This window comes from Allobosea sp. RCC_152_1 (assembly GCF_041360765.1).
GTDB lineage: Bacteria > Pseudomonadota > Alphaproteobacteria > Rhizobiales > Beijerinckiaceae > Allobosea > Allobosea spartocytisi.
This window is the reverse complement of sequence record NZ_JBFUPU010000007.1, coordinates 95124-113253: the sequence shown is the minus strand read 5'-3', so window position 1 is coordinate 113253 and position 18130 is coordinate 95124. Positions and strand designations below refer to the sequence as shown.

The window sequence follows — 18130 nt, the reverse complement described above, 5'->3', positions numbered from 1 at the left end:
TTCCGCCGGTTCCGCGGATCAGGGGCCGACGACGGCTCCTCGTGCCCTGCCACCGGGGACGCGGCAGGAACAGCCGATGCCGAGCGGCGCGCGCTCGTAGAGCGTGCACATCTTGACCGGGGTGCTGCAGCTTCCGCCCGTGCCGCCCGGCGCAACGGCATAGGCCGGGTAAGCCGGGTAGACGGGGTAAACAGGGTAACCGGGGTAGTAGTAGTCCGGATAGGCGGGGTAGGTCGCCAGCGCGCCAATCGTCGCCGCGGCCGCGCCCAGGCCCCAATAGGGGTAGCCGCCCCCGTACCGGTAACGCGGCCCGTAAGAGCCGCGCCAGCCAAAGCCGCCGCTCCGGAAAGCCGCGCCCGGATAAAATCCACGATGGACTCCGCGCCAGCCGCCCCCGCCGCGCCAGGCTCCGCCGTGCCAGCCGCCGGCGCGGAAGCCATGCCCGCCGAACTGTCGCTGGGCCAGCGCCTCGGTGCTGGCGGCAAAGAGCAGCGGCGTGACCGATGCCGCGATGAGAAGCAAGCGACGCATAGGCGCCTCCCGTACACACCTCACCCCGAAAGGAACAACTGCCGGCGCCCGCCGGAGTTCCTTCGACGTCACTGCGGTCAGTCTTCCCAGAACGGGCCGACCTTGCAGCGATAGCCGACGAAGCAGGCCGGCGTGTCGCGGCTCGGCACCCAGGCCGGGTCGATGAATTCGTCGAACTGGCAGAAGCTGCGATCCCGCACGAAGCGGTCATAGGTCTGCCCGCCGGTGCCGAGGACGATGGCGCCGCGCGAGAGCACATCCTGACGGCTTGCGGCGCAAAGGCGCGAGACGGTCGAAGGTCGCGATTGAGCGGCGGCGGCGTTCACGCTCAGGGCCAGGACGAGCATGGCTGCAAGGAACTTCATCGGGGCCTCCACGAGCGGCGCGAGGGATCGGTTCGCTGCCCGGCCGCCGTCCACCAGCATTATATCACCGCCCGGCGGCGCCGGCTTGTCTTCCGCACAGATCGAACCGTGGCGGAACGCGCAGTGCGCCTGACGGGGCGGGGGCAGTGGCGATAAGAAGAAGGACTGGTGCCGGCGGAGAGGATCGAACTCCCGACCTTCGGTTTACAAAACCGCTGCACTACCGCTGTGCTACGCCGGCAAAAACTTCAAAATCCCAATGCGTACCAGTTGGTTAGTCATCTCCCGGCACACGAAAAACCTACTTGCGTGTGTCGGATTTTGTGACGACGACCTTCTTGGCTGAAGCAAGGGCCACCGTCCTTATCCAAGATGACAGTGTGAGTCCAACCTCTTTTGTGGCGGCCTCGAACAGCGATTTCTCGCTGGGGGAGACGACCAGATTGATCCGCTCTGTCCTCCAACTCGGCATACTCAAAACTTACGCAACTTTGGCTCCCGCGGCGAGGGCAAGCAGGCCGTTGCGCGACGGAGCCCGGCGGTTCGCAAGGCAGGGTCGGCTATGCTACCCCAACGAGCATGGATGCGTTCTCAGACCAGCAGGCCGTCGCGCGCTATGCCGAAGGGCCGCCGCGCCTGGTGCCCGGTTTCGATAGTCTGCAGCGTATGGTCATGCTCCTTCTCGCGGAGCATGCGTCCGACGACGCGCGGATTCTGGTTCTCGGCGCTGGCGGGGGGCTCGAGATCAAGGTTCTTGCCGAGGCACGGCCCGGCTGGCGGTTCGACGGGGTCGATCCCTCCGCCGAGATGCTGAACCTCGCGAAGGTGACCCTTGGCTCGCTGGCGGACCGGGTCTGCCTGCATCACGGGCTGATCGATCGCGCGCCGGAAGGGCCGTTCGATGCCGCGACCTGCATTCTGACCTTACATTTCGTCGAGCGCGACGAGCGCCTGCGCACGCTCGGGGAGATCCGGCGGCGCCTGAAGCCCGGCGCCCCGCTCGCGGTCGCTCATTTCAGCTTCCCGCAAGGAGCCGGCGAGCGCGAGCTGTGGCTCGCGCGCTATGCCGCCTTCGCCGTCGCTTCCGGCGTCGAGCCGGCGCAGGCCGAGAAGGCGCGCGAGGCGATCGCAGGCCGCCTGCCGATCCTCGCTCCCGAGGAGGACGAGCAGCTCTTGCGCGAGGCCGGCTTCGGTGCGGTCAGTCAATTCTATATGGGCTTCGCGTTTCGCGGCTGGGTCGCCTACGCCTGAGCTGCAGTCACCCGCTGTTCGGCACGTCCGGCGTCGCGGAGCGTTCGGGTTCTTGCCTGGACGAAAAAAGCCCCGCCCTTGCGGGCGGGGCCTGAATCGTCGCCCTCAGGCGGCGTTCATTGCAGGATGTTGCGATCCTTGGTTTCCGGCAGGAAGAGCAGGCCGATCACGAAGGTGCCGAGCGCCACGATGATCGGATACCACAGGCCGGAGAAGATGTTGCCGCTTGCCGCCACGATGGCAAAGGCGGTCGGAGGCAGGAAGCCGCCGAACCAGCCATTGCCGATGTGGTAGGGCAGGGACATGCCGGAGTAGCGGATGCGGGTCGGGAAGAGTTCGACCAGCAGGGCCGCGATCGGCCCGTAGACCATCGTGACGAAGAGCACGAGGATGAACAGGATGCCGACGGCCTGGAGGGCGCGGCTGCTGGAGAGCAGCTCACCGATCGAGGGCGTCTTCAGGATGCTCGGATCGCCCGCCTTCGGATAGCCGGCAGCCTGGGCGGCGGCCGTGAGTTCGGCGGCTCCGCTTGGCACGTCCTTGCCGTTGATCGTCGCCTTGAGCGGCGAACCAGCCGGTCCGGGCACCAGATCGTAGTGGATCGAGTTGGTGGCCAGCGCGCGGCGCACGACGTCGCAGGGCTTGGTGAAGGTCCGCACGCCGACGGGGTCGAACAGCGTGCCACACTCGGCCGGATCGGCCGTGAGGACGAGCTTCACGTTCTCCGTCGCGTTGATCAGGTTCGGATTGGCCGTCTTCGCCAGCATGGTGAAGAGCGGGAAGTAGGTCAGTGCCGCGATCAGGCAGCCCGCGAGCAGGATGGGCTTGCGGCCGATCTTGTCCGAGAACCAGCCGAAGAAGATGAAGAACGGCGTGCCGAGCAGCAGGCCGAGCGCGATCAGCAGGTTGGCGGTCGTGCCGTCGATCTTCAGCGTCTGCGTCAGGAAGAACAGCGCGTAGAACTGGCCGGTGTACCAGACGACGGCCTGGCCGGCCGTGCCGCCGAACAGCGCGATGAGGCCGATCTTGGCGTTCTGCCAGTTGCCGAAAGCTTCCGAGAGCGGCGCCTTCGACTGCGTGCCCTCTTCCTTCATCTTCACGAAGGCCGGCGATTCAGCGAGCTGGAGGCGGATCCAGATCGAGAAGCCGAGCAGGATGATCGAGAGCAGGAACGGAACGCGCCAGCCCCAGGCCGCGAAGGCCTCCGGCGACATGCTGAGGCGCAGGCCGAGAATCACGATCAGAGACAGGAAGAGGCCGACCGTCGCGGTGGTCTGAATCCACGAGGTGTAGAAGCCGCGCCGTCCCATCGGGGCGTGTTCGGCGACATAGGTCGCGGCGCCACCGTATTCGCCGCCGAGCGCGAGGCCCTGCAGCAGGCGGCAGATGATGAAGGCCGTCGGCGCGAGATAGCCGATGGTCTGGAAGCTGGGCAGCAGGCCGACCACGAAGGTGGCGAGACCCATGACGGTCATCGTGACCAGGAAGGTGTATTTGCGGCCGATCATGTCGCCGAGACGGCCGAAGAACAGCGCACCGAAGGGGCGCACCGCGAAGCCGGCCGCGAAGCCGAACAGCACGAAGATGAACTTTGCCGTGTCGTTGTCGCCCGGCACGAAGGTCTGGGCGATGTTGGCGGCCAGCGAACCCGCCAGATAGAAGTCGTACCACTCGAAGACCGTGCCGGCCGACGAGGCGATGATGACCTTTCTTTCTTCCTTGGTCATCGGTCGAGGGGCGGCCCTCGAATCCGATGCTTGCGATGCCATGCTCATGGCGTTTGCCTCCCTTGGTGAATCCGCGTGCGGTCGGTTGTCCCGGCCGGTTCCTCGGGGCGCGGTCCGTCTTCGTTGGAGACGGTGTCCGCGCCGCCGGAATGGTCGAGAAACCCCGCCATTCCGGGTTGAATCAGAGGTTTGCGCGCGGAATGTCGCAGGTGCAATCAAGCACTTGGTCTTGCACCGTTCGTCTTAAGACTATCGGAGGAACGGTGCAGGGCGCCAAATCGAGGCGCGCATGGGCTGGTCAGGCACCACAGCGCGATTATACTGCGGAGGCGGAGGCTTGACGAGATGCGGATGAGGAGGCGCGCCATGGCGTTGCATGTCATCGGCCTGTCCTGCGGCCTGTTGCTGGCGGCCGGACTATCCGTCGGCGAAGCCAGCGCCGTGGGGCGAGGCGGCGGTTTCGGGGCGGCGCCAGGCCCAAAGGCGATGGGTTTCGTTCATCGCTCCGGCACGGATTCGGCGCGAATCGGGCGGCATGCCCGCATGGCCGGTCACGGCTTCCGCCACGGCTTGCATCGCCGCTGGTCCTGGGGCGGACCGGGCTATGCCGATCCATGGCTGTTCTATCCGGCGGACGACGCGGCGGTCGCGGTGATCGAGCGACCCACTGAGACGGTGAAGCCGGTCGACCCCGATTCCTTCGAGAACCTGACGGCGCGGGCCGGCATCCGCCGGGAGCCGACGCCCGAGCCGACGATCTATCGGCTGGAGGGATCGCGCCTGCGGCCCGTGGCGCGGGTCATTCGTATCGGCGAGGCCGAGCCGCAGGGCAGCCGGCGGACACGCTTCGCCCATGCCGAGACGGGCGCGCTGCTGCTGACCGTGCCGCGGCGCTGAACCGAATCAGCGGCGCCGGCTCGCCGCATAGAGGGCGATCGCCGTCGCGTTGGAGACGTTGAGGCTGGTGATCGCGCCGGGAACCTCGAGCCGCGCGACATGGTCGCAGAGCTCGCGGCTGCGCTGGCGCAGGCCCTTGCCCTCGGCGCCCATCACCATGACGAGCGGGCGGCGCAGCGCGACATCGTCGAGCGTGACGTCGCCGTCCGAATCGAAGCCGACACGCAGGAAGCCGCGTTTTCCCAGCGTATCCAGCGCGTCGCCGAGATTGCGCACGGCGATGAGCGGGACATGTTCCAGCGCGCCGGAGGCCGATTTCGCCAGCACGCCGGTCGCGGCCGGCGAATGGCGGATGGTGACGATCACCGCGGCGGCGGCGAAGGCGGCGGCCGAGCGCAGGATCGCTCCGACATTGTGCGGATCGGTGATCTGGTCGAGCGCGAGCACGACGGCATCGTCGGGCAGGCTGTCGAGATCGGGCGAGGGCAGGGGATCGCAGACGAGATAAAGGCCCTGATGCACCGAATCGGGCGTCAGCAGCCGGTCGATCTCCGAGGGGCGGACCAACTCGGCCTCGACCGGGAGTTCGCCGATCTCCTCGCGCAGGCGGCGTAGCGCGTTCTCAGTGGCGAGCAGCCGCCGGAAGCGCCGCTGCGGGTTGCGCAGGGCTTCGACGACCGGGTGGACGCCGTAAAGCACGGCTTCGTCAATCTCGCCGGGGCGGTGCGGCGGCGGGGCGCCGGTGCGGCGGGCAGGACCGCCGGGCCGCTTGCCGCCGGGCCAGGCCTGTTTGGGACGGAAGGGCGGGGCCATCGCTTTCTCCAGAATTCTTCCGCCTGCCGTGCCACGGCACGGCGCGCTTGACCAGCGCGGAACGCACCGCGCCCTCTTCCTCGACCATGAAAGGCCTGAACAATGGCAGATGCCAGCCATCGCTTCGTCGTCATCACCGGCGGCCCCGGCTCCGGCAAGACCACACTGATCGAGATGCTCGCGGCATCCGGACACGCCGTCACGCCGGAGGCGGGCCGGGCGGTCATCCGCGAGCAGATGGCCGCGGGCGGGAACGGGTTGCCCTGGGCCGATCGGACGCGCTTCGCCGAACTGATGCTGGCGCATGATCTGCGCAGCCATGCGGCGGCGAAAGACCAACCCGGCTTCGTCTTCTTCGACCGGGGCATTCCGGACATCGCCGGTTATCTCGGCCTGTGCGGGCTGCCGGTGCCCGAAACCATCGGGCGCGCCGCCGAGGCGTGCCGCTATCGCGAGACGGTGTTCATCGCTCCATTCTGGCGGGAGATCTTCACGCAGGATGCCGAGCGCAGGCAGGATCCGGCCGAGGCAAAGCGGACCTATGAGGCGATGGTGGCGACCTACCCGCGCTATGGCTACCGGCTGCTTGAGCTCCCGCGCGCCAGCGTTGCGGATCGCGCGGCGTTCGTGATGCGCCATCTGGCAGCGGAGGCATGAGCGAGCTTGCGCTTTCCGACAGGGAATTTGCGGCCGTGGCCTTTTTGCCGTTGACACGTCGCGGCCCGGTCACCATAAGTCCGGCCGCGCCTGCCGGTCGTCATGTGAGTGACATATCGGTGGCCCGCGGCTCTGAGAGCCGGTCATGGGCGCAGGCGGGGGAATGTCCCGAGCGGCAAAGGGGGCGGACTGTAAATCCGCTGGCTATGCCTTCGCAGGTTCGAGTCCTGCTTCCCCCACCACCTTTTTCCTAGGCAGTTGAATTCCCTTCTCTTTTAGCGGAGTTTCCTGCACCTGATGAGGTGCGGGAATAGACGTTCGATTTCGGTCCCGGAATCAGGAACGAAGCTGCCTCCTGCGGGAGCCGCGTGCGGTTCGCTTAGCTGGTGTAGAGCACCGCCATGCCGCGACCGCTCCAACCGAAATCGCGTCGAGCTGAGCGTCGGAAGCGTCATGGTTCGCGGCTCTCGTGACGCCCACCTTCCGCAGGCCATGAGCTCGACCGGGGACATCAGCCGCGACGCAGGCGTCGGCGAACCAGTTCCCAAATCCTTCCTTGCTCATTGCCGTGTCGCCAGCCCTCGCGCGCGGGGGCGTCAAAGCGCGATCTTTGCGCCTGACTGCCGGGTAAGGACTCGATCCGAAAATGACGGCCGGTTTTCGCAGAGCAAATCAGGTCTCTTGCGCGATCACGTTTGAATAGGCCTTGGCGGCCCGTAGGATGTGATCGCGCAGGATGCGACGGAGATCGTCCCGGCTGCCGGAGCTGAATGCCTCGACGATCTCGCGATGCTCCAGGAAGGACGTATCACGCTCCCAGGAGCGGTCGACGGACAGATGCGCACGCAGCGCCGCCACCTGCCAGGAGATGGTGGCGAAGGCATTCGCGACGAAAAGGTTGCCGCAATTGCGGAAAAAGACCGCGTGGAAATCCGTGTCGCTGCTGGCATAGGCTGTGCCGTCCTGCTCGCGATGCGCCGTTTCCATGATCGTCAGTACGGTTTTGAGCTCCGCCTCGGTATTGTCCGCGGCGCCGTCGAGGCAGAGCATGACCGCCTCGGTTTCCAGCATCAGCCGAAAGCCCGCGAGCTGCTTCACATCCTCTAGCGAGGGGTCGAAGACGAAGGCGCCGCGATTGGGCACGATGGTGACGAGGCCGAGCGCGGCAAGTCTTGCAAGCGCAGCCCGCAGCGGCGTGCGGCTGACGCCGAGCGCCAGCCCTGTCTCGTCCTCGGGTAGGGCATGGCCGAAGGGCAGCTCGGCGTTGACGATGGCGTCGCGCAGGCGCTGTTCGACCATTTCCGCGAGCGAGCGCGGATGCTCCAGCGCCGTGAGACCGGATGCGCGGTCGCTCGTTTGGGGACGGGGCTTGGTCGGGCGGCGGCTGGGATACATGGCTGGGCTCAGGCGTAGCGGCTCAGGCCGAGCACGCCTTCGTAGTCATGGATCGGCAAGAGCGCGTTGGCCCAGGCCGCCGTCGAGCCGTTCTGCTTGAGGTCCGAAGCGAAGCGCTGCATCAGCCGAGCATAGGCCAGCGTCGACGACAAGGGGAAGGCCAGCAGCTTGAAGCCGATCGATTCGAACGTTGCGGCGTCAAGCGGCGGCGTGCGTCCGTCGACGGAGTTGAACATCAGCGGTGCGTCGATGCTGCGCACGGCAAGACGCATCTCCTCCTCGCTCTGCAGCATCTCGATCAGGACAAGGTCGGCGCCGGCTTTCGCATAGGCCTGGCCCCGCGCGATCGCCTCGTCGAGCCCGAGCACAAGGCGGGAGTCGGTGCGGCCGATGATCAGCATGTCCGGATCGCGGCGCGTCTTCACGGCATGGCGGATCTTTTCGGCATGCTCCTCGGTGGAAACCAGAGAAAGCCCGCTCATGGCGCCGCATTTCTTCGGCGTCACCTGGTCTTCCAGGTGCAGCGCGGCGACGCCGGCCGCCTCGTATTCCGCGATGGTCCGCGCGACATTGTTGAGATTGCCGTAGCCGGTGTCGGCATCGGCAATCAGCGGCACCGAGATGCTGCCAGCGATCGCGCGGGCGCGGCTCGCCATCTCGGTCAAGGTCAGCAGGCCGAGATCCGGCGCGCCCAGCATCGCGGCGGAAAGCCCGTTTCCCGTCATGTAGACGGCCTCGAACCCGGCCTGTTCCAGAATTCGCGCCCCCAGCGCGTCATGACAGCCCGGAGCGACCACGATTCCGGGCCCGGCCAATTTCTGCCTAAGCGTCCGCATCCAATTTGTGTCCTGTGTCCTGTATACAATTGTTGCGACGATATGAAGCGCATGCTACGAGCCTGTCAACAACGGCGCTGAGCAAGCGCGTAAAGGAGGAAACAGGTCATGCTAGCGAGAGCGCAGCCGAGCGTTTCAGGCGGTCTGCCCCCCGCCCTTGCGGCGGCGCTGGAAGGGCTGCTCGGACGGCGCTTCACGACCTCCGCCGCCGACCGCGAGCATCATGGCCGCGGGGAATCCTATCATGCCGGCCTCGCTCCCGATGCGGTCTGTTATGCCGGGACGACCGAGGAGGTCGCGGCGATCGTGCGGCTCTGCGCCGTCCATCGCACTCCGATCGTGCCCTTCGGCGCTGGCACCTCGCTGGAGGGGCACGTGACGGCCGTCCGCGGCGGGGTCTGCATCGATCTCAGCCGCATGAATGCCGTGCTGTCCGTCCGGCCGGAGGATCTCGATGCGACCGTGCAGGCAGGCGTGACGCGCCAGCAGCTCAACAGCGATCTGCGCGATCTCGGCCTGTTCTTCCCGATCGATCCGGGCGGGGAAAGCACCATCGGCGGCATGGCGGCGACGCGTGCCTCGGGCACCAATGCCGTCCGCTACGGCACGATGCGCGAGAACGTCGTCTCGCTGACGGCCGTCACGGCCGAAGGCGAGATCATCCGCACCACGCGGCGCGCCCGCAAATCCTCGGCCGGCTACGACCTCACCCGCCTGCTCGTCGGCTCGGAAGGCACACTGGCCATCATCACCGAGGTGACGGTGCGGCTCTACGGCATTCCTGAGGCGATCAGCGCGGCGGTCTGTTCGTTTCCCTCTGTGTCGAACGCCGTCGATCTCGTCGTCGCGGTGATCCAGAGCGGCATCCCGGTCGCCCGTGTCGAACTGCTCGACAACACCACCGTGCGGGCCGTCAACCTGTACAGCAAGCTGGCGCTGAACGAGGCGCCGACGCTTTTCTTCGAGTTCCACGGCTCGCAGGCCGGAGTCTGCGAGCAGACGGAGACGGTGGAGGCGCTGGCGGCGGATTTCGGCGCGCTCGGCTTCGTCGCGGCGGCCGATGCCGACAGCCGCAACCGGTTGTGGAAGGCCCGGCACGACACCCATTATGCCGTTCAGGCCTTGCGCCCGAATGCCAAGCTCTGGAGCACCGATGTCTGCGTGCCGATTTCGGCGCTGGCGCCTTGCATCGCGCAGACGCAGGCGGATATCGCCGATGCTTCCTTCCCGATCAGCATGGTCGGCCATGTTGGCGACGGAAATTTCCATCTCGGTCTGCTGATCGACCCGTCAGATCCGCGGGAGCTGGCGGAAGCGGCCGCGATCAACGACCGGCTGGTGCGTCGCGCGCTGGAGCTCGACGGCACCTGCACCGGCGAGCACGGGGTCGGCAGCGGCAAGATCAAGTTCATGCGGCTCGAGCACGGGCCGGCCGTTGAGATGATGCGCAAGGTCAAGCAGGCGCTCGACCCGCTCGGCATCCTGAACCCGGGCAAGGTCCTGCCCGAAGACTAAGCCTTTCTCGAAACACAACGAGCCCGGCGCCAAGCCGGCCGAACACCATCAGCGGAGGAACATCATGAGCAGCTTCACCACCCGCCGGAGCTTCGTGGCCGGCGCGGCCGTCATTGGCATCTGCGCGCCCACCATTCTGCGTGCGGCCGCGCCGATCTCGCTGCGTGTCTCGTCCGCCGCGCCGGCCGACAAATTCGGCGCGCATTATCTCTGGTACAAGCCCTTCTCCGAGCAGATCGCCAAGCTCGCCGGCGATCGTATCAAGCTCGAATATTTCCCCAATGGCCAGCTCGGCAAGGAAGCCGACGTCGTCAACCAGGTGAAGGTCGGCTCGGTCGACATGATGCTGACCGGCGCCTCGATCTGGGCCACGGTCGTGCCCGAATTCGGCATGCTCGACCTCGGCTTCCTCTTCAACAGCTACGACCACTGCTCGAAGGCACTCGATGCCGGTGTCGGCCAGGCCTATGACAAGATGCTGGCCGACCGCACAGGCGTGAACATCCTGGGCTGGGGCTTTCAGGTCGGGGCGCGCAGCATCTACACCAAGAAGCCGATCGCCAGCGTCGCGGATCTCAAGGGCGTCAAGCTGCGGGTGCTGCCGACCAAGGCCTTCATCGACACTTTCAACATCATCGGCGCGACACCGACGCCGATCCCGATCAACGAGCTCTACACCGCCGTGCAGACCGGCGTCGTCGACGGTTTCGAGCACGATCCGGGCACGACCATCGCCTATAAGCTCTACGAGGTCACCAATCGTGGCTTCCTCACCCGGCACATCTACACGCCGATGCTCGCCTATATCGGCAAGCGCGGGCTGGCCAAGATCCCTGCCGATCTGATGCCTGCCTTCCGCCAGGCGGCGGACGAAGCGACGCGCATCTCGCGCATGGAGGTCAAGGACGTCGAGGCAGAGGCGTTCACCGATCTCAAGGCCAAGGGCATGGTCTATACCGAAGTGCCGCCGGCCGAGATCGCCGAACTCAAGCGGCGCATGGCGGACGAGCTCTACAAGCCGTATCTCGCGCAGTACCCATCCACCGCCCCGCTCTTCGAGAAGATCCAGGCCTCGGCCTGACGGCTCTTTCCGGCAACCAAGACCGCCGGCCACTGCCGGCTCTGTGGAGGATCAGCGCATGGACGCCGTCGCAACCGCCGGCAGCGCGCTCGAATCGCGCCTGCCGCAGGACCGCTTTGCCGCGCGGGTCCTGTTCTTCATCGAGCATCTCGGCGGCGCGATCCTCGCGATCGACGTCGCCGTCGTCTTCCTTTCGGTCGTCTTCCGCTACTTCCTGCATGCGCCCTTCGACTGGGCCGAGGAGGTGGCGGCGGGGTTGATGACGACGATGGTGTTCATCGGCGCTGGCAGTGTGCTCGCGCGCTCGCAGCATATCGGCATCGAGGTGCTCGTCCTGATGCTGCCGCCGAAAGGGCGCGCGATCGCCGCGGCGGCGGCCGCCTGGATCACGCTGCTAGTCTCGGCGACGCTGCTGGTTTCGAGCGCGCAGCTCTTCGAGGACACCGCCGGCCAGTTGACGCCGACCGGCCTGCCGCAATGGATCTTCCTTCTGCCGGTGCTGTTCGGTGGGTTCGTGATGGCGGCCTTCGCCGTCGCCAATGTGCTGAAGCTGCCGGCCGGGCCGCGCTGGGCCGCACTCGTCCCCTTGCTGGCCATCGGCGCGGTGATCGCCGGCTGGAACACGCTGCTGCCGCAGTTCGCCCTGGCGCCGATCCATCTGCTCACGCTGGCCGCCGTGGGCGGCCTGCTGATCGGCGTGCCGATCGCTTTCGCGCTCGCCTTCGGCGCCATGGCCTATTTCCTGGCCGATCCCTCGCTGCCCATGCTGATCTGGGCGCAACAGGTCGCCTCCGGCGCCAATCATTTCGTGCTGCTCGCCATTCCCTTCTTCGTGCTGGCCGGGCTGACGATGGAGAGCAACGGGATGTCGTCGCGCCTCATCGAGCTGCTGCTGCGGATGATGGGCCGGCTGAAAGGCGGCATGAACCTCATCGTTATCATTGCGACGGCGCTGTTCTCCGGCGTGTCGGGCTCCAAGCTCGCGGATATCGCGGCGGTCGGCGGCGTCATCATGCCGGCGATCCGCAAGACCGGTCAGGACGAGAACGAGACGGCCGGGCTGCTCGCCTGCACGGCCGTGATGGCCGAGACCATTCCCCCTTGCGTCAACCTCATCATCTTCGCCTTCGTCTCGAACATCTCGATCGGCGGGCTGTTCATGGCCGGCCTCGTTCCGGCCGGGCTGATGGCCGCGGCGCTCGCTGTCGTCGCGGTGATCTACGGCACCCGCGTCGATGTCGAGAAGGTCTTCGTCGGCGGCACCAAGCGGCCGATGCTGCCGCTGATCCTGGGCGCAGGCGTCACGCTGGCAATGATCCTCATGATCGGGCGCGGCGTCACCGCCGGCATCGCGACCTCGACGGAGATCTCCGCCTTCGCCGTGGTTTATGCCTTCCTGATCGGCGGGCTCGCCTTCCGCGAGCTGAGCTGGCGGCTGATCGTGCAGCTCTTCGTTCGCTCGGCAGCGATGACGGGAAGCATTCTCTTCATCGTCGCGGCGGCGTCGAGCCTGTCTTACGCCATCACCATCGAGCGCATCCCCGACCAGATCTCGACGCTGATGATCGGCGTCGGCCATGCGGTCGGTCCGATCGGCTTCATCCTGGTCAGCGTTGTCGTGATGGCCTTCTTCGGCATGATCCTGGAGGGGGCGCCCGCTCTCATCCTGTTCGGCCCGCTGCTGACGCCGATCGCGATCAAGCTCGGCATCAACCCGCTGCAGTTCGGCACGATCATGGTCGTCGCGATGGGGCTCGGCTTCTTCGCCCCGCCGATCGGCGTCGGCCTGTTCGCCACCGCGGCGATGACGGGCACCAAGGTCGAAAACGTCACACGCCCGATGATGAAGTACATCGCCGTGCTGATCGTTGCGCTGCTGGCCCTCGTGGTCTTCCCGGTCTTCTCGCTCTGGCTGCCGCGCTATCTGGGCATGACGGGTTGAGCCTTTGCAGCCGAAAAACGAGCCGCCCACTTGCGTTGGCGGCTGTCGAGAAGCGTCAGAAGCAGACTTCCAGCCAATGCCCGAAAGCTGCCATTCGTGTGGATAGCGCCCTCGACCTGCTACTCAGAGCGTGAACCATCACGCCGTTCGCCCGAGGCCAGACGGCGCCTGCACCATTCAGCTGCTGCAACGGTTTCTCGCCTCAGCGCTTGATCGCAGGGCAGGTGCTCTGGCTCAAGGGGCGGAACGCCTGATCACCGGGGATCGTGGCGACGAGGTCGTAGAGATCCCACTCGCTCTTCGACTCGGCAGGCTGCTTGGCACGGAAGACGTAGAAATCATGGACCATGCGGCCGTCCTCGCGCAGCTTGGCGTTGCGGACGACGTCGTCCTCGATTGGCAGTTCACGCATCTTGGTGATGACCGTCTTCGCCTCGTCTGACTTCGCGGCCGCCACCGCCTTGAGATAATGCCGCACGGAGGAGTAGATCCCGGCCTGGATCGCCGAGGGCACCGCGCCGTGCTTGGCCTTGAAGCGCTCCGAGAAGGCGCGGGTGCGGTCGTCGAGGTTCCAGTAGAAGCCCTCGGTCAGCACCGTGCCTTGCGCCGCGGCGAGGCCGACGCTCTTCACGTCCATCGCGGTCAGGAAGAAGGCGACGAGCTTCTGCTTGTCCTGACCGATGCCGAAATCGCGCGCCGTCTTGATGCCGGCGACGGTGTCGCCGCCGGCATTGGCGAGCGCGATATAGTCGGCACCCGAGCCCTGTGCCGTCAGCAGCTGCGAGGAGAGGTCGACGGCCGGAAAGGCGTGGCGGACGGAGCCGACATAGGTGCCGCCCTTGGCCGTGACCAGCGTCTTGGCATCGGCCTCGAGCTGGTGGCCCAGTGCATAGTCGGCCGTGACCAGGAACCATTTCGTGCCGGGCTTGGTCAGGTAGTTCGCGACGCCGGCGACCTGGACATAGGTGTCCCACATCCACTGGACGATATGGTCGGGCTGGCAGGCATCGCCGGTCAGGCGCGCCGTGCCGCCGGGAAACAGGCCGACCCGGTTCTTCTCCTTGAGGAGCGGCGGGATGGCGAGCTGCAACGAGGCGTTCGACATGTCGGCGAGGACGTCGACGCCTTGCCGGTCGATCCATTCGCGCGCGATGGTCGAACCGACATCCGGCTTGTTCTGATGGTCGGCCGAGACGACCTCGATCTTCATGCCGGCGCATTCCGCCTTCAGGCAATCGTCGACCGCCATTTGCGTCGCGACGATCGAACCCTTGCCGGTGATGTCGGAATAGACGCCGGACATGTCGGTGAGCACGCCGATCTTGACGGTGCCGCCGGAGATTTCGGCCTGGGCTGCGCCGGCCAGGCACAGCGCGGAGACGCCCGCCAATGCAGAGATGATGCGCTTCATGGTTCCTCCCGTATCGTTGTTGTGAGTGCAGTGGGCTTCGCGAAGCCGCACCGGACCTACCAATGCGCCATCGGCAGGCCGGCGACGGGTGAGCGGAAATACGGAATGCGCGAGCCCTTCAGGCTGCCGACATAGACCGTCTTCAGGTCCGGCCCGCCGAAGGTGATGCTGGCGCACCAGGGCGCGATCGTGCCGCCGCAGGCAAGCATCAGCTCCGGCGTCGCCTCGTCGCGGGCGAAGGCGTCGAGAAAGGCCTTGCCGGCGGCACTGCCGTGATCATCGTCGAGCAGGATGCGCAACTCGCCTTCCGGCGTGATCGCGAAGATCCGGTCGGTGAAGACATGGGTGCCCCAGAGATTGCCATGGGCGTCGAAGGCGATGCCGTCGATGCAGGCACCATGATCCTCCGGCCCGAAGGTCTCGCGGTCGGTCAGGCTGCCGTCCGGCAGGACGCGCAACCGCGTCACCTTCCGCGCGCAGGTCTCGGCGACGTAGAGCCATTTCTCGGCGGCATCGAGCCTGATCTCGTTGGTGAAGGCGAAGCCGTCGGCAACGATCCGCAGCCGTCCGCCGTCATAGAGGGCGACATAGCCGTCACGGACGTTCGGACTGATCGCCTTCATCCAGTTCTTCGTGCGGGTCGAGATCGTCAGCCAGATGCGATCCTGGCTGTCGCGCAGGACAAAATTGACCTTGCCGATCGGTGCGCCGTCGATGGTGTCGACCAGCACGCGAGTCTCGCCGCCGCGCGTCATGATCTCCAGCCGGTCGGTGCCGAAATTCGAGATCAGGATGTCGCCATTGTCCGCGAAGGCGAGGCCGTTCGGCAGCGTGCCCGAGACGAAGCGCGCCTCCTCGTCGGTCGCCTCGGCAAAGCCGCGGCTCGCCGTCTGGGTGATCAGGGTTTGCGAGCTGTCCGGCCTTATATGGACGACGCCGCCACGCGCATCGGCGCTCCAGAGCGAGCCGTCGCGCTCGGCCAGGATGCATTCCGGCCGCTGCAGGCCCTCGCCGATGTAGCGGATCGTGGTGGGATCGACGGTGAAGCCGTCGAGCGGGTTGGGGCGAGACGCCATGCCGGGCGCCTCAGAAATTCACCCGGTCGCCGCCCTTGAGGCCGAGCGTGGCACGGGCCTCCTCCGGGGTGGCGATCTCGTAGCCGAGTTCCTCGACGATGCGGCGGATCTTGGCGACCTGCTCGGCATTGGAGGTGGCGAGCTTGCCGCGACCGATGAACAGGCTGTCCTCCAGCCCGACGCGGACATTGCCGCCCATCATCGCGGCCTGCGTGCAGAAGGCCATCTGGTGGCGCCCGGCCGCCAGCACCGACCAGTGATAATCCTTGCCGAACAGCTTGTCGGCGGTGCGCTTCATGAACATCAGGTTGTCGAGATCGGCGCCGATGCCGCCGAGGATGCCGAAGATCAGCTGCAGGAAAACCGGTGGCCGGAACCAGCCGCGATCGAGGCAATGCGCGAGATTGTAGAGATGGCCGACATCGTAGCATTCATGCTCGAACTTGGTGCCGTGGCCCTCGCCAAGCATCTTGTAGATGCGCTCGATGTCGCCGAAGGTGTTGCGGAAGATGAAATCCTTGGTGCCGGCGAGATAGGGCTGCTCCCAGGGGTGCTTCCAGTCGCTGTACTTATCCGCCAGCGGATGCAGCGCGAAGTTCATCGAGCCCATGTTGAGCGAGCACATCTCGGGCGCTGCCTTGAGCGGGGCGGCAAGGCGCTCCTCGACGCTCATGTTGAGGCCGCCGCCTGTGGTGATGTTTACCACTGCGTCGGTCGCCTGCTTGATGCGCGGCAGGAACTCCATGAACACCGCCGGGTCCGGCGTCGGGCGGCCGTCCTTGGGGTCGCGGGCGTGGAGGTGGAGGATCGCGGCGCCGGCCTCGGCGGCGGCGATGGCCTGCTCCGCAATCTGGTCGGGGGTGATCGGCAGATGGTCGGACATGGTCGGCGTATGGATGCCGCCGGTGACCGCGCAGGTGATGATGACCTTGCTCATGCGCTTCTCCCTTGATTGTCGGTTCAGGCGGGCAGGATGGCGACGGCCCGCGTCCAGCCGGCAGAGCCGTTGCGGACCTTCACCGGCAGGCAACTGATCACGAAGCCGGTGGCGGGCAGGGCTTCGAGATTGTGCAGCTTCTCGATCTGGCAGTAACCGGCCTCGCGCCCGGCCTTGTGGCCCTCCCAGATGAGTGAGGCGTCGCCGGTCTCGGCGAAGCGGCGGGCGGTATGGCTGAAGGGCGCATCCCAGCTCCAGCCATCGGTGCCGACGACCTTGATGCCCTGGCGGACGAGATGCAGCGTCGCCTCGCGGCCGAAGCCGCAGCCGGTATCGATATAGTCGGTCTCGCCATAGCGGCTGCCGGCGCGGGTGTTGGCGACGACGATCTCGAGCGGGCTGAGCTTATGGCCGATACGCTCCAGCTCGGCATCGATCTCGCCGGGGGTGACGACATGGCCGTCGGGGAGGTGCCGGAAATCGAGCTTCACGCCGGGCTGCAGGAACCATTCGAGCGGGCATTCATCGATCTTGAGGGCAGGGGCGCCGCCGTCCTGCGTCGGATGGTAGTGCCAGGGCGCATCGACATGGGTGCCGTTATGGGTCGAGATCGTCGCGAGCTCGACGGCCCAGCCCATGCCCTCCGGCAGCTGTTCGGGCTTCAGGCCGGGGAATGCGGCGGCAATGTCCTTCGCGGTGCCCTCATGGGTACGGTAATCGATCCGAACCTTCTGGAAGGGCGGATCGGCGGGCACGTCGTTTTCGAGCGGGATCGAGAGATCGACGAGGCGCCCGGTCGGCATCATGCTGTTTCCTCCTGACGTCCCGCTATGCTCTGGCGGCACAAATTTGGACGAACGTCCGACCAATAGCGTAGAATACGCTTTCTGATAAGAGCCAAATCACGCAGGGCAGGGGCGCTGCTCAGGAGGGATTCGATGGCAGCGGCTCCGACGCGCGAGCGCATTCTCGACGCAGCCGAGCGGACATTCGCCGAGCGGGGCGGTGCCGACGGCGCTTCGATGCGCGATCTCGCCGCTGCGGCCGAGGTGCGGCTGTCGCAGCTCAGCTATTATTTCGGCTCTAAGGAGGCGCTGTACCGCGCCGTCTTCGCCCGCCGGGCCGATGCGTTGGCGCTGGCGCGCGGCACGGCGCTCGACGAGGCGATGGCCGCGCCGGCGCCCGATATCCGGGCCGTGGTCGAGGCCTTCATCGGCCCCTCGGTGAGGCAGCGCTTCGCAGAGGGCGTGCAAGGCGCGGCCTTCGCGATGATGACGGCGCGAGAGGCTGTCGATCCGCGCGAATCCGCGCGTGGCGTCCTTGCCGAGCATTTCGACCCGACGGCGACGGAGTTCCTGGCGGCCTTCGCGAAGCTCTACCCGCAGGCCTCGCGCGCGGCGATGGTGGATGCCTATCTGTTCATGGTCGGGGCGCTGGTCATGACGATGGCGGCTGGCGACCGCGCCATGCGCCTCGACGACGAACGTCAGGCGTTGTCCCCCGCCGGCCTTGCGGAGCTTCTGCTGGCGCGCCTGACCCGCTTCTGCGCCGCTGGCATCGATCGGCTGCTGGTCGAATAAGGTAGCAGTGCCAAGACGCGCCTATTCTGACTTCGCTCGCGGCGCCGCCGGATCTGGGAGGCCATCTCGCTCGTTATGACGATATGGAGCCTCGCAGCCGGAGTCGGGCGGGCTCT

At 66.5% G+C, this 18130-nt stretch carries 18 protein-coding genes and 2 tRNA genes; 8 read left to right on the top strand and 12 right to left on the bottom strand.

What is annotated here, in order from left to right; translation table 11 throughout:
* Window positions 1–18 precede the first annotated feature (18 nt).
* The 4 genes from AB6806_RS21815 to AB6806_RS21800 form a co-directional block, all read right to left on the bottom strand.
* Entirely contained in the window at window positions 19–531 is a 513-nt protein-coding gene (locus tag AB6806_RS21815) for a hypothetical protein (protein ID WP_142022549.1), read from the bottom strand.
* A 77-nt stretch (window positions 532–608) separates the two neighbouring features.
* Window positions 609–896 carry a hypothetical protein gene (locus AB6806_RS21810; protein ID WP_370955552.1) on the bottom strand — a complete coding sequence of 96 codons (288 nt, stop codon included), beginning with the start codon at window positions 894–896 and terminating at the stop codon, window positions 609–611.
* Between the two features lie 166 nt (window positions 897–1062).
* Window positions 1063–1137, bottom strand: a tRNA-Thr gene (locus AB6806_RS21805).
* 60 nt (window positions 1138–1197) lie between these two features.
* The gene (locus tag AB6806_RS21800) at window positions 1198–1368 is read right to left on the bottom strand and encodes a plasmid mobilization protein (protein ID WP_370955584.1); all 171 of its coding nucleotides are present in this window, start codon (window positions 1366–1368) and stop codon (window positions 1198–1200) included.
* A 107-nt stretch (window positions 1369–1475) separates the two neighbouring features.
* On the opposite strand from AB6806_RS21800, the gene AB6806_RS21795 reads away from it, so the two are divergent.
* Complete coding sequence (locus AB6806_RS21795; protein ID WP_038358398.1) at window positions 1476–2147, top strand: class I SAM-dependent methyltransferase; 672 nt, start codon at window positions 1476–1478, stop codon at window positions 2145–2147.
* 116 nt (window positions 2148–2263) lie between these two features.
* On the opposite strand, the gene AB6806_RS21790 is transcribed toward AB6806_RS21795, so the two are convergent.
* A complete protein-coding gene (locus tag AB6806_RS21790; protein WP_248312697.1) occupies window positions 2264–3874 on the bottom strand; it encodes an MFS transporter in 1611 nt (536 codons plus the stop codon).
* 366 nt (window positions 3875–4240) lie between these two features.
* On the opposite strand from AB6806_RS21790, the gene AB6806_RS21785 reads away from it, so the two are divergent.
* Window positions 4241–4771 (top strand): hypothetical protein, encoded by a 531-nt coding sequence (locus tag AB6806_RS21785; RefSeq protein WP_370955551.1) that lies wholly within the window; start codon window positions 4241–4243, stop codon window positions 4769–4771.
* 6 nt (window positions 4772–4777) lie between these two features.
* Here AB6806_RS21785 and rlmB read toward each other — a convergent pair whose 3' ends face one another.
* Window positions 4778–5584 carry a 23S rRNA (guanosine(2251)-2'-O)-methyltransferase RlmB gene (rlmB, locus tag AB6806_RS21780; protein ID WP_038358395.1) on the bottom strand — a complete coding sequence of 269 codons (807 nt, stop codon included), beginning with the start codon at window positions 5582–5584 and terminating at the stop codon, window positions 4778–4780.
* Between the two features lie 102 nt (window positions 5585–5686).
* Here rlmB and AB6806_RS21775 point away from each other — a divergent pair, with 102 nt between their 5' ends.
* A complete protein-coding gene (locus tag AB6806_RS21775) occupies window positions 5687–6241 on the top strand; it encodes an AAA family ATPase (protein ID WP_142022553.1) in 555 nt (184 codons plus the stop codon).
* Between the two features lie 157 nt (window positions 6242–6398).
* A tRNA-Tyr gene (locus AB6806_RS21770) sits at window positions 6399–6483 on the top strand.
* Window positions 6484–6913: 430 nt separating this feature from the next.
* Here the strand turns inward: AB6806_RS21770 and AB6806_RS21765 are convergent.
* The gene (locus AB6806_RS21765; protein ID WP_051987442.1) at window positions 6914–7636 is read right to left on the bottom strand and encodes a GntR family transcriptional regulator; all 723 of its coding nucleotides are present in this window, start codon (window positions 7634–7636) and stop codon (window positions 6914–6916) included.
* Between the two features lie 8 nt (window positions 7637–7644).
* Entirely contained in the window at window positions 7645–8472 is an 828-nt protein-coding gene (locus tag AB6806_RS21760; RefSeq protein WP_142022555.1) for an isocitrate lyase/PEP mutase family protein, read from the bottom strand.
* 108 nt (window positions 8473–8580) lie between these two features.
* Here AB6806_RS21760 and AB6806_RS21755 point away from each other — a divergent pair, with 108 nt between their 5' ends.
* The 3 genes from AB6806_RS21755 to AB6806_RS21745 all read left to right on the top strand — a co-directional run bounded on the left by AB6806_RS21755 (window position 8581) and on the right by AB6806_RS21745 (window position 13010).
* A complete protein-coding gene (locus AB6806_RS21755) occupies window positions 8581–9987 on the top strand; it encodes an FAD-binding oxidoreductase (RefSeq protein WP_142022556.1) in 1407 nt (468 codons plus the stop codon).
* 64 nt (window positions 9988–10051) lie between these two features.
* The gene (locus tag AB6806_RS21750) at window positions 10052–11068 is read left to right on the top strand and encodes a TRAP transporter substrate-binding protein (RefSeq protein WP_142022557.1); all 1017 of its coding nucleotides are present in this window, start codon (window positions 10052–10054) and stop codon (window positions 11066–11068) included.
* 58 nt (window positions 11069–11126) lie between these two features.
* On the top strand, window positions 11127–13010 hold the full coding sequence (locus AB6806_RS21745; RefSeq protein ID WP_370955550.1) for a TRAP transporter large permease: 1884 nt from the start codon (window positions 11127–11129) through the stop codon (window positions 13008–13010).
* Between the two features lie 202 nt (window positions 13011–13212).
* Here the strand turns inward: AB6806_RS21745 and AB6806_RS21740 are convergent, their stop codons facing one another.
* Genes AB6806_RS21740 through AB6806_RS21725 form a run of 4 tightly spaced genes read right to left on the bottom strand, consistent with a single transcriptional unit; the run spans window position 13213 to window position 17240 of the window.
* Window positions 13213–14421: an ABC transporter substrate-binding protein gene (locus AB6806_RS21740; RefSeq protein ID WP_370955549.1), complete on the bottom strand. Its 1209-nt coding sequence runs from the start codon at window positions 14419–14421 to the stop codon at window positions 13213–13215.
* A gap of 56 nt (window positions 14422–14477) precedes the next feature.
* Complete coding sequence (locus AB6806_RS21735; protein WP_370955548.1) at window positions 14478–15497, bottom strand: SMP-30/gluconolactonase/LRE family protein; 1020 nt, start codon at window positions 15495–15497, stop codon at window positions 14478–14480.
* A gap of 10 nt (window positions 15498–15507) precedes the next feature.
* Window positions 15508–16434, bottom strand: a complete 927-nt coding sequence (kce, locus tag AB6806_RS21730) for a 3,5-dioxohexanoate:acetyl-CoA acetone transferase (RefSeq protein WP_038358383.1) — start codon at window positions 16432–16434, stop codon at window positions 15508–15510.
* Window positions 16435–16457: 23 nt separating this feature from the next.
* Window positions 16458–17240 (bottom strand): cyclase family protein, encoded by a 783-nt coding sequence (locus AB6806_RS21725; protein ID WP_038358381.1) that lies wholly within the window; start codon window positions 17238–17240, stop codon window positions 16458–16460.
* 132 nt (window positions 17241–17372) lie between these two features.
* Between AB6806_RS21725 and AB6806_RS21720 the strand changes: the two genes are divergently transcribed.
* On the top strand, window positions 17373–18014 hold the full coding sequence (locus AB6806_RS21720) for a TetR/AcrR family transcriptional regulator (protein ID WP_142022562.1): 642 nt from the start codon (window positions 17373–17375) through the stop codon (window positions 18012–18014).
* The last annotated feature ends 116 nt before the right edge of the window (window positions 18015–18130 follow it).

Bases quoted from the DNA above. Each gene is read 5' to 3' on its own strand.
- AB6806_RS21815 (WP_142022549.1), bottom strand. From the start codon at position 531: ATGCGTCGCTTGCTTCTCATCGCGGCATCGGTCACGCCGCTGCTCTTT.
- AB6806_RS21810 (WP_370955552.1), bottom strand. From the start codon at position 896: ATGAAGTTCCTTGCAGCCATGCTCGTCCTGGCCCTGAGCGTGAACGCC.
- AB6806_RS21800 (WP_370955584.1), bottom strand. From the start codon at position 1,368: ATGCCGAGTTGGAGGACAGAGCGGATCAATCTGGTCGTCTCCCCCAGC.
- AB6806_RS21795 (WP_038358398.1), top strand. From the start codon at position 1,476: ATGGATGCGTTCTCAGACCAGCAGGCCGTCGCGCGCTATGCCGAAGGG.
- AB6806_RS21790 (WP_248312697.1), bottom strand. From the start codon at position 3,874: ATGACCAAGGAAGAAAGAAAGGTCATCATCGCCTCGTCGGCCGGCACG.
- AB6806_RS21785 (WP_370955551.1), top strand. From the start codon at position 4,241: ATGGCGTTGCATGTCATCGGCCTGTCCTGCGGCCTGTTGCTGGCGGCC.
- rlmB (WP_038358395.1), bottom strand. From the start codon at position 5,584: ATGGCCCCGCCCTTCCGTCCCAAACAGGCCTGGCCCGGCGGCAAGCGG.
- AB6806_RS21775 (WP_142022553.1), top strand. From the start codon at position 5,687: ATGGCAGATGCCAGCCATCGCTTCGTCGTCATCACCGGCGGCCCCGGC.
- AB6806_RS21765 (WP_051987442.1), bottom strand. From the start codon at position 7,636: ATGTATCCCAGCCGCCGCCCGACCAAGCCCCGTCCCCAAACGAGCGAC.
- AB6806_RS21760 (WP_142022555.1), bottom strand. From the start codon at position 8,472: ATGCGGACGCTTAGGCAGAAATTGGCCGGGCCCGGAATCGTGGTCGCT.
- AB6806_RS21755 (WP_142022556.1), top strand. From the start codon at position 8,581: ATGCTAGCGAGAGCGCAGCCGAGCGTTTCAGGCGGTCTGCCCCCCGCC.
- AB6806_RS21750 (WP_142022557.1), top strand. From the start codon at position 10,052: ATGAGCAGCTTCACCACCCGCCGGAGCTTCGTGGCCGGCGCGGCCGTC.
- AB6806_RS21745 (WP_370955550.1), top strand. From the start codon at position 11,127: ATGGACGCCGTCGCAACCGCCGGCAGCGCGCTCGAATCGCGCCTGCCG.
- AB6806_RS21740 (WP_370955549.1), bottom strand. From the start codon at position 14,421: ATGAAGCGCATCATCTCTGCATTGGCGGGCGTCTCCGCGCTGTGCCTG.
- AB6806_RS21735 (WP_370955548.1), bottom strand. From the start codon at position 15,497: ATGGCGTCTCGCCCCAACCCGCTCGACGGCTTCACCGTCGATCCCACC.
- kce (WP_038358383.1), bottom strand. From the start codon at position 16,434: ATGAGCAAGGTCATCATCACCTGCGCGGTCACCGGCGGCATCCATACG.
- AB6806_RS21725 (WP_038358381.1), bottom strand. From the start codon at position 17,240: ATGATGCCGACCGGGCGCCTCGTCGATCTCTCGATCCCGCTCGAAAAC.
- AB6806_RS21720 (WP_142022562.1), top strand. From the start codon at position 17,373: ATGGCAGCGGCTCCGACGCGCGAGCGCATTCTCGACGCAGCCGAGCGG.